The organism is Woeseia sp. D3-10, assembly GCF_055809415.1.
Genome location: NZ_JBVVTW010000007.1, coordinates 1,436,241 through 1,450,340, shown reverse-complemented (window position 1 = coordinate 1,450,340; position 14,100 = coordinate 1,436,241). Strand labels below are relative to the sequence as shown.

Annotated in this window: 9 protein-coding genes; 5 read left to right on the top strand and 4 right to left on the bottom strand. The window is 55.7% G+C overall.

Annotation, left to right across the window (positions count from 1 at the left end):
• Positions 1-34 precede the first annotated feature (34 nt).
• The 4 genes from AC0L8N_RS07205 (at position 35) to rocF (ending at position 3,763) form a co-directional block, all read left to right on the top strand.
• On the top strand, positions 35-1,381 hold the full coding sequence (locus AC0L8N_RS07205; RefSeq protein ID WP_473666914.1) for a DUF4286 family protein: 1,347 nt from the start codon (positions 35-37) through the stop codon (positions 1,379-1,381).
• 77 nt (positions 1,382-1,458) lie between these two features.
• Positions 1,459-2,259, top strand: a complete 801-nt coding sequence (gene djlA, locus AC0L8N_RS07200; RefSeq protein ID WP_473666912.1) for a co-chaperone DjlA — start codon at positions 1,459-1,461, stop codon at positions 2,257-2,259.
• Positions 2,260-2,402: 143 nt separating this feature from the next.
• Entirely contained in the window at positions 2,403-2,699 is a 297-nt protein-coding gene (locus AC0L8N_RS07195) for a DUF2061 domain-containing protein (protein WP_473666910.1), read from the top strand.
• Between the two features lie 143 nt (positions 2,700-2,842).
• Positions 2,843-3,763 carry an arginase gene (gene rocF, locus AC0L8N_RS07190; RefSeq protein WP_473666908.1) on the top strand — a complete coding sequence of 307 codons (921 nt, stop codon included), beginning with the start codon at positions 2,843-2,845 and terminating at the stop codon, positions 3,761-3,763.
• A 33-nt stretch (positions 3,764-3,796) separates the two neighbouring features.
• Here the strand turns inward: rocF and AC0L8N_RS07185 are convergent, their stop codons facing one another.
• The 4 genes from AC0L8N_RS07185 to AC0L8N_RS07170 all read right to left on the bottom strand — a co-directional run bounded on the left by AC0L8N_RS07185 (position 3,797) and on the right by AC0L8N_RS07170 (position 10,598).
• Positions 3,797-6,910, bottom strand: a complete 3,114-nt coding sequence (locus tag AC0L8N_RS07185; protein ID WP_473666906.1) for an efflux RND transporter permease subunit — start codon at positions 6,908-6,910, stop codon at positions 3,797-3,799.
• The gene (locus AC0L8N_RS07180; protein ID WP_473666904.1) at positions 6,907-8,154 is read right to left on the bottom strand and encodes an efflux RND transporter periplasmic adaptor subunit; all 1,248 of its coding nucleotides are present in this window, start codon (positions 8,152-8,154) and stop codon (positions 6,907-6,909) included. The genes AC0L8N_RS07185 and AC0L8N_RS07180 overlap by 4 nt, the downstream gene beginning before the upstream one ends.
• 3 nt (positions 8,155-8,157) lie before the next feature.
• Positions 8,158-9,540, bottom strand: coding sequence for a TolC family protein (locus tag AC0L8N_RS07175; RefSeq protein ID WP_473666903.1), 1,383 nt, complete (start codon positions 9,538-9,540; stop codon positions 8,158-8,160).
• A gap of 134 nt (positions 9,541-9,674) precedes the next feature.
• Positions 9,675-10,598 carry a DMT family transporter gene (locus AC0L8N_RS07170; protein ID WP_473666902.1) on the bottom strand — a complete coding sequence of 308 codons (924 nt, stop codon included), beginning with the start codon at positions 10,596-10,598 and terminating at the stop codon, positions 9,675-9,677.
• A gap of 389 nt (positions 10,599-10,987) precedes the next feature.
• Here AC0L8N_RS07170 and AC0L8N_RS07165 point away from each other — a divergent pair, with 389 nt between their 5' ends.
• Positions 10,988-13,975, top strand: coding sequence for a TonB-dependent receptor (locus tag AC0L8N_RS07165; RefSeq protein WP_473666901.1), 2,988 nt, complete (start codon positions 10,988-10,990; stop codon positions 13,973-13,975).
• The last annotated feature ends 125 nt before the right edge of the window (positions 13,976-14,100 follow it).

The following is a 14,100-nucleotide window of genomic DNA, read 5'->3' as shown; positions in this document are numbered from 1 at the left end:
CCACCTGGTGAGTGGCGATAGCGAGGGGGCGTTAGTGGACGAACACAAAGGGCCCATCTACGAGGTCACGTTGAGCGTGCATGCCGAGGTGGCGGGTGGGCTTGACCAGCGGCTCGCGAATCATGTCAAAGACATGCTGCATTTGCCGGGTTTTGTCGCAGCCGACGCAAGCGCCCTGGACGACAGTGATGGACGCGTAACCCGCGTCGTGCGGTATTTCCTGGAGAGTGACCAGGACCTTGAAAATTATCTGGCAGGGCCCGCAGCCTCCATGCGCCAGCAAACTACGGATCAGTTCGGGAACCAGTTCGAAGCGACGCGGCGCGTCCTACACAGGAGTCCTCTGTCGTCGGTCAATACCGCTGCAAAGCCGCGTTGCCTGAACTGCGGTACGACGCTGAATGGACAGTACTGCGGACACTGCGGTCAGCGTGCGCAATCCCGCCTGATCAGCGTCTGGGAACTCGTGAAGGATGCCTTCGGCGATCTTCTGGATGTGGATTCACGATTGTGGCAAACCATGCTGCAGCTGGCTTTCCGACCTGGTCGCCTGACCCGGGAGTACCTGCAGGGTCGGCGCGCACGTTACATGCCGCCGTTTCGCACCTACCTCGTTTTGAGCCTGCTGTTTTTCCTGGTGGCGTTTTTTGATCCGAAGGAAGAGTTCGGTATTTTCTTCGAGCCCGTTGCAGAGTCGGTGGAGACGCCATCAGACAACGCTGAAGATATTGAGAATGCCCGTCGGGAATTGCTCAACGAACTTGAGGCGGAAGGTATTCTCTATCAAGCTCGTCGGCGGCCGATGACCCGGATGGCCGACTGCGTGTCAGTGTTGACGGTAAGGAACTCGACGCCGATTGCAGTTTGCAGGACTACAACCCGGCGGAGTTCGGGCGGATTGGCTCGGCGGCTGTCACGCGAAAGAGCGCAAGCCATCTGTAACCGCTTAACAGCTGAAGACGGCGCCGGGTTTCGTGGTTTTCTCGATAAGCTATTGGAATACGTGCCTGCCGGTCTGTTTATTCTGCTGCCGTTGATGGCGCTGGTCTTGAAGATCATGTACCCGCTATCACGTCGCTATTACGTCGAGCACCTGCTGCTGATACTTCACTATCATGCGTTTGTTTTTCTCGCGCTGACGGTTGAGATTGTCATCGCCCGGCTAGGAAACCTGACGGGTGCCGCAGAGTCTGTTCGGGCGACACTGGTGGTGGCACTGGCGCTTTATATTCCCGTTTACCTCTACAAAATGTTGCGCCGCGTTTACGAACAAGGGCATTTTCTGACGTTTTTCAAGTTCAGCCTTCTGGTAATCGGGTACTGGCTGGGCCTCGCCTCACTCCTGCTCGGCATGGCGGCAGTTACCGTCTTTACTGTGTAGTTCATAGAGCGGCCGCACTGTCCCGGACCGTCTCCCGTTGTTCCGCGAAGGCTTGATTTGCACCGGCTCTTGAACCGGTGGGTGATGAGATCGCGAGTATCATTCACGGCGGTGCGTCGGTAGCACAGTCGCTGGCTGACTCGTCGGTCGGCAGACTGTTAGACTGCGCGGATGCTTATGATGGTGTCATCATCGGCGCAGTTTTCGGCGGTTTTCCCGGACTGCTTATTGGCGGCACGGCCGGTTATGTCATTGGCTGGGGCTTGCGGCAGTCTATCCTCGGTAGTCTGCAGGCCGTTCAGTCAAACTTGCTGGACCCAACGTTCGCGATCATGGGTGCGCTGTGCAAAGCGGACAACGTTGTTACGCGCGACGAAATTCAGGTGGTCGAACGCATCTTTGATCAGCTCGGTTTGTCGCCGGATGCGCGTGTAGAAGCTAAAGCATCGTTTGCCGCTGGCAAAGAGCCGAACTTCGATCTCGATGCTGCTGTTGATAATTTTGCCGCCATCGCACGCGGCCGAATGCCGCTGATACAGCTTTTCCTGCAGTTGCAGTGCATGGCGGTGGCAGCAGATGGCAAATTGCATCCGGCAGAACACGAAATGCTGGTGCACATCGCGCGCCGGCTTGGTCTTGAAGAACTGGATGTCGCGCGGCTGGAAGCATTGTTGCGCGCCGCGACCGGCGAAGCATCGGCAGGCCCGGGTGCGCCACCGTCCAGGTCGCGCCTGGCTGATGCTTACGAAGCATTGGGCATCAGTCCCGATGCCAGCCCCAGTGAAATCAAGCGCGCTTACCGCAAGCTTATGAGCCAAAATCATCCGGAGCAAGCTGGCATCGCGTGGCTTGCCAGAGAGCATGCGGCCAGTGGCTGAAGAGCGCAGTCGGGAGATAAATACAGCCTACGATCTCATCAAGGCATCTCGCGATCTGAAATGAGCAACGCCGGAAGGCGGATTGTTGATGTCGATGCGTACACCTGACGAACGCGCTAAGCTGCGCTTCTTGACGAGCCGGCATGGTCCGGTGTTGGAGCAGAGTGCCCGGAATGTCAGAGTCTGTTGCAAATGATGTCTGTATTGATCGAGAGTCGCGCCTACGCAGCCTGTTGAAGGCCGTTTCCTATCGGATAACAGGCACTATAACGACGGCGTTGTTGGTGTGGGTTCTCACCGGTGACATGTCGATCGCATTAACCATGGGTGCCGTGGAGCCAGCAATCAAACTGCTGATTTATTATTTGCACGAGCGCGCCTGGCAATGTGTCCCGCGAGGTTCTGTCCGCGGGTTTTGGCTTCGCCTTCGCAGGCAATAAGAGCGTGGGCGCCGGACTGAATAGAACGAATGTTATTCGCGAGTCGACTGGCAGGCCTGAATCGGCGGTAACCGCTGGTTGCCGCTACGGCTTGTTGGAATGCTCCTGTTACTAAAGTAGCCTTAAAAAGCACGGGTAGATTTATGGTTGACTCAAAACAAGCTGTTCACATTATCAATGTTCCGCTCGACCTTGGCGCTTCACGACGCGGCACTGACGCTGGGCCGTCGGCGTTTCGCGTAGCCGGCCTGAGTGCGGCACTGAAACGGCTCGGTTATACGGTCAGTCAGGAAACCGACATACCGGTTCCAGCGATGGAAACTCGCCAGACCGATAATGCCAGCGCCAGGTTCAAAGACGAGATCCTTGCTGTTTGTCAGGAGCTCGCGAGTACGACGCTGCAGGTTATGGATTCCGGCGAAATACCGCTCGTGATCGGTGGCGATCATTCCATTGCAATGGGCACGGTCTCCGGATTGTCGGCGCACTTCGCCAAGGTGCAAAAGCGGCTTGGGCTGATCTGGTTCGACGCGCACGGTGACATGAATTTGCCCGAGAGTTCGCCGAGCGGAAATATCCACGGTATGCCGTTGTCGCACCTGATCGGTATGGGTGACCCGGACTTGTCGAGCATCCTTGGTGCACACCCTGCTGTCGATGTGAAAAACGTTGTGCTCATCGGTATACGGGATATCGACCGGATCGAACGCGAGATCATCAATAAGTCCGGTGTGACGGCTTTCACGATGCGGGAAATCGATGAAATCGGCATGGCCCGCGTTGCACGCAAAGCGCTCGAAATCGTCAATGACGGAACAGTGGGCTTTCACGTCAGCTTCGATCTGGACGGTTGCGATCCGGAGGTGATCCCGGGCACTGGCACGACCGTTCCTGGTGGCGTGAGTTACCGCGAAGCGCACCTGTTGCTGGAAGAATGCGCAGCACACGGCGGGATGACTTCAATGGAAGTGGTCGAGCTGAACCCGTTCCTCGACCACCGCAATGTATCGGCTGAGCGCGCAGTAACGCTTATTCAAAGCGCGTTTGGCCGCAGCATCCTATAGCAGCAAGTCACAGTCAGCGGCGCTTTCTCTTACTCAGGGCGTATCGACAGCGACTATGGTCTTGATCTCGCGATAGCGCGACCTGAGCACGCGCCGTATGTCATCGGCAATCATCATGTTGGTCGGTACCAGTATCAGCGTAATCAACGTCGCGAACAAAATGCCGAAGCCGAGCGAGATCGCCATCGGCACCAGAAACTGTGCTGACGACGACTGGTCCATGAGCAGTGGCAAGAGTCCGAAGAAGGTGGTCAATGAAGTCAGCAATACCGGCCGGAATCTGGCGACACCGGCGCGCTCAACCGCGGCAAGCAATTTTTCGCCGCCGGCTCGATGGCGCTGATTGATGTAGTCGACCAGCACAAGACTGTCATTGATGACTACGCCGGTTAGCGCCATCAAACCCAGTACGCTGAGAATGGTAAAGGTTTGTCCCATCAGCCAGTGGCCGACAACGGCGCCAATGAAACCGAAGGGAATAACTGACATAACGATCAATGGTTGCGCGTAGGACTTGAGTGGCAGCGCGAGCATGCAGTAGATCGCAAACAAGACAATAATTACGCCAAGTTGCAGGCTACCAAAGGTTTCCTCCTGGCGTCGTTGTTCGCCTTCAATCGTGTAGCTGATGCCAGGGTATTTCACCAGCATCTCATCCAGGTGCGAGCGAATGCTGGCGAGTATGACCGTCATGTTGGTGTTGTCTTTATCAACATCCGCAGTCACATTCAGAACCCGGTAACCGTCAATCCGGCGAATTTCAGACGGGCCCCGGCCGGGTTTGATACTGGCCACATTCGACAAGGGAATATGGCGGCCATCGGGTGCGGTAATCAACATTTCATTGAGTGATGCAATCGTGCTGCGCTCGCCGATCGGAAACCGGACAAGAACGCGGATGTCATCCCGGCCGCGTTGGATGCGTTGTGCCTGCAATCCTTTGAACGCCTGGCCGACCTGGTTAACGATATCGCTGCGAGTGAGACCCATCACATGGCCTTGCGAGGTTAAGTCAATCTGCAGTTCTTCCTTGCCGTTCGACAGGCTGTCCGCAATCTCGAATACGCCGGGGTAGGTCGAGAGGTGATTCTTTAGCTGATCCCCGACGGCACTCAGGGTCTGCAATGAGTTGCCGCTGAACTGCACATCAATAGGGTCGCCGGCACGGAAGAAGGAGGCGCGGAAAATCAGGCTTTCGGCGCCGGGTACCGTTCCGACAGCGCGTCGCCATTCGTTGTTCATTTCAGATATCGAGAACGGGATCGTGCGATTCTGGCGCGGAACGGTTTCCATCTGTACGCGAGCGGACGTGTTGCTGACTGTGGTCAGAATGTTGGTGATCATGCTTTGCCCGGTTTCCGGGTCAACGTACTTTTTGTAGTCATCCGCCGCCTGACTGATCTTCTCGACATTGCGGTTAGTGATGTCAAATGGTGTGCCTGCCGGCATTGCCAGCGATGCTGTCGCTGTTTCACCCGGCGAGCGTTCGAAGGCAACAAAGCGCGTCCAGCCACTGGTGATCAACGCGATCATGATGATCAATACACCGGTAAATACGGCCATGGTCGAATAGCGGTGATGTAACGCCTTTTTCAAGACCGGCTCGTAATACTTGACGATGAAGTTTTCGAAGTTGTCGGCGAAGCGCGTTTGCCATGCCTGGAACCGTGATGCTTTCTTGTTCGATTCATTCAAATTGATGTGCTTCAGATGTGAAGGCAAGATCAGCTTTGATTCAATCAACGAGAACAACAGTACTGGAATGACCACCGCGGGGATCGGAGCAAAGAATTCTCCCAGTCGTCCTTCGATAAACGCCAGTGGCATGAACGCGGCGATGGTTGTAAGGATGCCGAACGTTACGGGAATGGCGACTTCTTTCGTTCCCTGAATCGACGCAGCGAGACCTGCCTCGCCCGTGCGCAGGCGTGCGTATACGTTCTCGCCAGTGACAATGGCATCATCGACGACGATACCGAGCACAATAATGAAGCCGAACGCACTCATCATGTTCAGACTTACATCGAACAAATACATGATGATGAAAGCGCCGAAAAAACTGATCGGAATACCGAGGAACACCCAGACAGCAATGGCCGGGCGCAAGAACAGCGACAACAACAGGATGACGAGTATGCTGCCCTGAATGGCGCTGCTGGTCATGATGCCCAGCCGGTCTTTGAGGCGCGCCCAGTCATCATCCCAGTAACTAAGCTCCAGCCCTACCGGCATCGAAGGTTGTTTCGACGCAATGTATTCTTTGACTTTTTCAGCGATGGCGATAGCACTTTGGTTGCCGACGCGGGAGACCGTTACGAAAGCCGCGTGCTTGCCGTTAAAGCGCGTGCGCATCGAGTCTTCGACGAAGCCGTCAATCACAGTGGCAATGTCGCCAACCCGTACAATGCTGCCGTCGGCGTTGGTCTTGACAACAATCTCTTCAAAATCGGCGCGACGGTAAGCTTGTCCTTTCGAGCGGATAAGCACATCGCCGCTCTCCGTACGTACGTTGCCGCCTGACAAGTCGACCGAGCTGCTCCGTATCGCCTGGGCGATGTTCGACAATGTAACGTCGAACTCGCGAAGCCTGTCTGGCGATACTTCTATCGCTATCTCGTACTGACGCACAGCGTCCAGGCTTGCCTGGGTGATGCCCTCGATGCGCAGCAGGTCGTCACGCACCTGTTCGGCAAACATCCGTATTTCATCTTCAGTGTGGTCGCCAGCGACGACCACATCAACGACGCCGAACGAACGCGTACGTAGTCCAATGACGGGTTTTTCAGTGTCCGCCGGAAAAGTGTTAATCGCATCAACGCGGCTCTTGATGTCGTTCAATAGTTCGCGCGCATCGTACGAGGGATCAATCTCAATCTGTACGTTGGTGCTGCCTTCGCTCGACCTTGAAATGATGCGATCGATACCTTCCAGGTCTTTGACGGATTCTTCTATACGCACCGCGACGCCAAGTTCGACGTCTTCAGGTGTCGCTCCACGAAGCGGTACGGAAATCGAAATAGTGTCCGGGTCGGACGGCGGGAAAATCTCCAGCCGAACCCCGTTGCGCAGCGCGAGTATGCCGCCGACCAGAATGGTCACCATCAACAGGTTGGCAGCCACTGAGTTTCTTGCGAACCACGATATCATTGCCGGGCTCCTCGATTACCGCCTGCCGGACGTGCCCCATCGGGGCCGCCCTGGCGTTTCGCGGCTGAACGTTCGACAGTTTCTTCACCTATAACAGACACGCGCAGGCCGGACGTTACCTGGCCGAGTGGCGTGGTCACGAGTTGATCGTTGGGCTCCAGGCCATTCGCGATGACCGCTTCGGCATCGTTCTGCCAGGCAATGTCGATATCGCGGCGGCTCAGCAAGCCTTCTTTGACGATGTAGACGTAGGTGCCCTGGTAAATAGCCGTGTTAGGAATGACCAAGGCATCGGCCACGACGTTGCCGGCCAGTCGTGCTGTCACGTACTGACCGATCTTCAACGGAATCTGGCCATCGCCGGCGGAGCCGAACGGGTTGTCTATCTGGGCGATAACGTGCAACTGCCGCGCCGTTTCGTCGATAGCGCCTTCGGTACGAACCAGAATGGCTTGCCAGGTTGTATCGCCTGCCAGCTCTGATTCAATTTCAACGGCCGCGCCGACGTTTTCGACGGAGTTTGAGTAGCGATAGGCTTCGGGAAGATCGATAAATTGCAGGTCGCGATTCCGAAGCGGCAGTCGAATCTCGACGACGTCGGTCGCGTAGATTTCTGCGATCTGGGCGTTTTGAGAAACAACCTGGCCCTGATCTACAAACTTGCGCAGTACGCGACCGGCAAACGGTGCGCGAATCTGGGTGCGCTGCAAATCGAGCTTGGTTTTTTCCAGCGTGGACTCGGCGGACAGAACGCGTGCCTGTGCAGCCTCAAACTGCGGTACGCGCAGGACAAGGTCTGACGGCTCACCGTTGTTCCCCAGTCGATCCCAATCTTCGCGCGCCTGATTTGTACGGGCTTCGGCTTCCGCCATTGCCTGGCGGGCATCAGCGAGAGATGCCTCGGCAATTCTTACATCCGCCGCGTAGTCGCGGTCATCGATGGATACGAGAATGTCGCCTTTCTCGAAAAAGCCGCCGTCACGCACGTTAGGGTTGACGGAGACAATCTGGCCTCCGACCTGGGCGACCAGCATGCTTTTTGTCCGCGGCTGAATCGTGCCGTAGCTCTCGAGCCGGATCTGGTAATCCCTTGGTGTAACCGTGATGGCTTCTACCGACATTTGCGGTCCGCTGAAGTCATTCCGCTGAGGTGTGGACGGTGGATTCGATTTAATCAGAAAGGCCACAAGCAGTAGGCCGCCAAGAATCGCGATCGGAATAACTTTCTTCAATCTTAGTGCCATTGGTCAGTTCGCCGTTACAAATTCGCCGCCAAGCGCAAGATAAAGTCCAATGCGGTTCTGCAAGCGTTGATTAGTCAGTTGTACGACAGTAGCTTCTGCATCGAACGCCTGCTTCTGAGATTCGAGCACTGTCGTGTATGGGACCAGGCCACGCTGGTATTGTTCAAGAGCCAGCTCCAATGCTGCTCGTGAGTTTTTTTCTGCTTCAAGCAGGGCGTCGTAGCGTTGTTCCAGCGACGCCGTGCGGGAAATGGAATTCTCGACATCCGCGAAAGCACGGTAGACCAGATCGAGGTACTGCTGTTCGGCAATACGTACCCGGGCCGCTGCTTGTTCTTCCAGCGCTGCAAGCCGACCTGCGTCAAACAGTGGTTGCGTAAGGCCGAAGGCCAGCGACCAAGCGGAAGCGCCACCGTCAAGAAGTTCGGAGAATGCATCTGTTGTCCGACTGCTGCTGCCCACTATCGACAAACTGGGGAAGCGCGCTTTGTGTGCAGCGGCGAGTTCGGCGTCCGTTGCCAGCAGGTTTAGCCATGCTTCCTGCACATCAGGGCGGCGGGTCAATAGTTCTGACGGGAGTCCTGTAGGTACCGCGTCAGTCATTACCGGCAATTCGCTTTCGATAGGCATGTTGCCGTCGGGGTAACGTGCCAGTGACAATTGCAGATCGGCGATGGACTCGAGCAGCGATTGTTCCTGAGACGCGAAATTGGCACGCTCGCGTTCTACCTGATTACGTGCAAGGTACAGGTCCAGCGCATCATTCAAACCTTGCCGGTAACCGCTGGCAACGATGTCGTGACTTTCGATGACGTTGCTCAAGCGTCGTCGCGCTACCTCGAGCAACTGCTTTGCTTCGATGACATCGAAATACTGTCCCGCTGTGGTTGCGGCAATATCCCGTTCGACCGTTTGCAAGCGGGCACGCTGAGCAGCCAGTGCCAGTTCAGTTGCCTGTTGTTGCTTGCTGAGCTGCCGCCAGATGTCGACATTCCAGCGACCGTCAACGCCGATGTCGAAACTCTCGCTGACGCCCGCAGTACTTTCGGTCGATCGACGAGAGCCGCCAAGCGAAACATCAAGTGCAGGGTAGCGATTCGAGCGGGTCAGGCGGACAGCTTGTTCCGCGGAATAAAGTCGCTCGCGTTCCTGTTTGAGTGTGTAATTGTTTTCGGCAGACTCACTGACGAGCACGTCCAGTTCTGGATCGCCAAAAGTGCCCAGCCAATTCTGGCCTATATCGCCAGGGACACCGCCACGAGCCCAGTCGATTGGTACCGGGATATTTTCAGCGTCGGTGCTTATAGCCGATACGCTGCAGCCGCCGAGGAAGATTATGCAGGCGGTTGCCAGTATCACGGGGGCTTCTGTTTTTGGTATTGCCACCAGGGCTAGTCCGGGAGTGAGTCGCAGGGGTAAATTGAGCGCGCAAGTATCCCAAGAAGGCCCCCTTCATTAAAGCGATCTTGTCAATTCTTTGAATTTGTTGCAGGCCCCTGAAATTACTGGGCTAAGTCACGCTACAACTTGGCCCGGACATGGGCCTCCGAGAGCCTGTGCAGATGGCTCTCGCGCCATATCACCAGCAGGTTTGAGGCAACGATGATGGCCGCTCCTGCCAGCACCTGTGGCAAGGGCCAGTCATTCCACAGCATCCAGCCGAGCAGGGTGGCCCACACGATACCGCTGTAGTTGAACACCGTTATCAAAGCCACCGGCGCGTTGCGGAACGCGGTTGACAGCAGCCACTGCGCTGCCGCGCCGGACAAGCCGACGCCCACAAGGAGCGGGATTTCATCGACGCTCGGTCGTACTGCAATAAAGGGCAGAGGCAAGGCCATGATCAGCGTGCCAATGATAAAAAAGTAAAAACTGGTGGTTTCCGGGCTCTCGAACCGACCCAGGTAGCGCAGCACGATTTGCAACGTGGCCTGCATGCAGGCTGCTGCCAGTGCGACGGATATCCCGAGCAAGTACACCTCTCCCGTCGGACGGGTCATGATCAGAACACCGGCGAAGCCAATGACGACCGCCGTCCAGCGATACGGGCCGACCTGTTCCCGCAGGAAAATCACACCCAGAACGGGCACGAATAAGGACGCGGTAAACAGGAGTGTCGTCGTGTCTGCCATCGGCATCAGGGAGAATGCGAAAAAGGTGGTTGCGAGAGTCAGGGAGCCCAGCGCTGCCCGCAGGCCGACCAGCGCCGGCTTGCTGTTGATCACCAGAATTTCGCGCCGACCCAGGCCGAACACCAGAATCAGGAACGGAATGCTGGCAATTAGGTTGCGGTAGAAAGCAATTTCGAATACCGAGTGATTCTCGCTGAGCAACTTGGCGAAGGCATACATGACCGCAAACATCAGGTAAGCGCCGAGACCGGCGACCATCCCCAGCACGGTGTGTTCTTTATGCGAGCTGGCTGCGGAAATACCTCGTTTCATCGGCGAAAGGATACATCCCTGCACGGCAAAGGCGTAGATGAATCAGCACCTTGGGCTGAGCACAGGGTCAGGGCCGGGCGCTTTGGCCCGGAAAGATAACCCACGATCTCGGCGCCTGCCTCGTGGCATTCGTTGCCGGACGTCGCCTGGCGGCGGCGCGCGGTCCGCTTGCATCTTTGTCGTCCCACTGCATCAGTACAGTGTGGTGATTTTGCAACATTAGTTTGGAGGCGGCATTCAGGTACTGTCTGCGCTGGAAGCGCCCGCAAAACATAAAGACTACGATGGACTCTTATTCCATCCGGTGATATAAAGTCGCCACTCGTTGTGTGCCAAAAACAACGAACCAGACGTAAGAACACTCTTACTGCATATTAGGGAGACCTCCTTTGATTACTCAAAACATCGCCCGGCAACTCAAGCTGGGCGCGCTCTTGCTGCTTTTGAGCGCAGGTGCCTTGGCTGACACTGGTACCTTACGGGTCAGTGTTACGGACAGCAGTGGCAATCCATTGGCCGGTGCAACCGTAACCGCCAGTACCAACGAAAGCCTCGGTCAGAAGTCTGGCGTAACGGACAGCAACGGCGAAGTTCGTCTTGCTGGTCTTGATCCATCAGACGCCTACGTTGTAACCATTAACGCTGACGGTTATCAGCCTATTCGCAACGAAAACGTACTTGTCGTTTCGGAAAGAACATTTAACCTGCCTTATGCACTGCAGGCTGCTTCCGGCGCTGCGATCGAAGAGATCGTTACCTACGGACGCAGCGACCTTGGTCAGCTGGTTGACACATCGTCAGCGCTGCAGGCAACTGACGTTACGCTGGATCTGACAGAATCGCTGCCGACCGCTCGTAACTACCAGGCGTACCTGCAGCTTGCACCGACGACGAAGCCGACATTGAACGGCAACCCGTCATCCAAGTCCGGTGTGAACTACTCGGACGTTGTAGATGCCAACGGCAACACGGCCGGTACGTCATCGGATAACGTTTACTACATCGACGGCGTGAACATCACCGATAACCTGACCGGTACGTTCGGTGCTAACTTCAACTCCGAGATTATCCAGGAACAGCAGATCATCACCGGCGGTGTTCCCGCTGAGTACGAAGGTGGTCAGGGCCTGATCTCGCGCGTTATCACCAAGTCGGGTAGTAACGAATTCCACGGCTCGGTCAACTACTACACACAGTCTGACTCGCTGGTTGCTGACAACAAGCACCTCGAAGATGCAACGTTCTCCACGTTCGACACCGCCTTTACGCTGGGTGGACCGATCATCAAAGACAAGCTGTGGTTCTTCTCATCCCTGCAACGCAAGGAACGCGAAGAAGATATCGTTGATCCGGTAACCGGCAGTTTGCTGCGAACGGTTAAGACCGAAGAAGACCTGGGTTTCGTCAAACTGACCTGGCAGCCGACTGAAAACGATCGTGTTGTCGCTGAATTCTTCAACGATCCTTACACACGTTCAGGTTCGGCAAATACCACTGTCGTGCAAAATCGCGACCTCGCTCGTGTTCAGGGTGGTGACAATTACAAGCTAGAGTATTCCCATGCTTGGGAAAACCTGATCCTGACGGCGAATATCGTAAGCCATGAAGGCGAGCTCAGTAACACAGCAGCCGACACTTCAAGTCGAAATGACGTTGCTTATACCGGCGTAGTGGTTACGAATGCTGACACGCAAAAAGGTGGTTCTGGTTCAAACACTATTACTTTCCGTAACAAGGAAAGCATTAACCTGATTGCTGAGTACTTCCTCGATACAGCCTATGGCTCGCACGAATTTAAAGCGGGTTATTCGCAGGTTACCAACGAATACAACCGCGACCTGATCTATACGGGTGACGGTGCACAGTATTCTTCAATGGGTGCGGTTAACTCCGGCTTGACGCTGGCTGACTACACCAGCGGAACCTGGACCGGTGATCGCGATGTGTCCGAAGATGACTACCAGCGCATCATTGATGCCATGGCAGCCAGCCCGGATTCGGCCTACTTCCTGGGCCTTCTCGACGCTGACAGTTCCGGTGCGATCGATGCCGCTGAAATGGGCGCACTTGTGCTTAACTCTTCGGCGGGCAATCCGAACGGCGACGTCAACGTCTACAAGATCGAACAGACCGAAGCTGGTCCGACGAACTTCAAGACCGAAGGCGACGTGTTCTTCATCCAGGATTCCTGGAACATCGACGAGCATTGGACAGTCAATGCTGGTCTGCGTGCTGAAAAATGGGATCATATCGCTACCGACGGTTCGAAAGTATTCTCTTTTGACTACGACATCGCACCGCGATTGAGTGTTGTATACGACCTCAAAGGTGATGGCCGCAGCAAAGTCTGGGGATTCTTCGGTCGTTACTACGATCCGATTCGTACCGACATGACTTCATTTGCCGGTACGCTGACGGGCTCCGTTCGTGAGGAGCAGGTCTTTGTTGGTGATCGTTGGGTAACCTTCCGTACTCGTGGCGGTAGCCAGGGAGCTGACGGTTTCTTCGCGCCAACCACCAAGACGCCGTACACGGACGAGTTCATGATTGGTTACGAGCAATCAATCACGAACGACCAGAGTGTCGCGATTACCTATACCGATCGTGAAACTAACGACATCATGGAAGATTACGACCTCGGCTTCTACACGGATCCGGCGCAGGTTGGTGGCTATGCATTGCCACTGTCGTACTTCGGCTTTGATACTCTGCCGACCGCTAACTACTTCATCGCAACACTGGCTGGCGGCAAACGCGAGTACCAGGGCGTTGAAGTAACGTGGCGTAAGCGTCGCAGTGAAGACAGCAACTGGTTCGGTCTGGCGTCCTACTCGTACAACGATGCGAAGGGCAACAGTAACTCGGACGGTAATGCTGACCTTCAGGGCGACTTCCTGTACCTGGATCCGCGTGCGCCGAACGTATACGGCCCGCAGCCGGGTAATATCGAGCACCTGCTGAAGCTGGCTGGTTCTTACCGTTGGGAAAACGGCATCGAAGTGGGTGCAACCTACTTCTGGAACTCCGGTACGCTCTACAGCGAGACCTTCTCGCAGTACAGCCGCCATACGCCGGTTCGTGTTGGCACCGCTTACGAAGACATGGGAACGACCACTCGCTGGTTGGCACCAGGTACGGTAGGCAGCCAGACATCACCGTCTTACGGTACGCTTGACCTTCAGGTCAAATACATCCTGCCGCTTATGGATGACCGTTTGAACGCAGAGTTCTTCCTGACCGTATTCAACGTGCTTGATGATCAAGCTGTGAATCGTCAGCAGGACCTTGCTGGTGGTGACGGCGTGTACGAGTTCGGCGAAGCCAACAACTGGGTTGAGCCACGTCGCTTCTACCTTGGCGCACGCATGAGCTTCTAAGTGCTGTAATCGATTCCGTAAAGCTTCGGCTTTACAAAGATCCTTCAAACCCCGGCTTAGGCCGGGGTTTGTCGTTTCAGGGAACGTAAAATGAGCAGCGGGTGTTGAGCAGGAGCAAAGGGGCG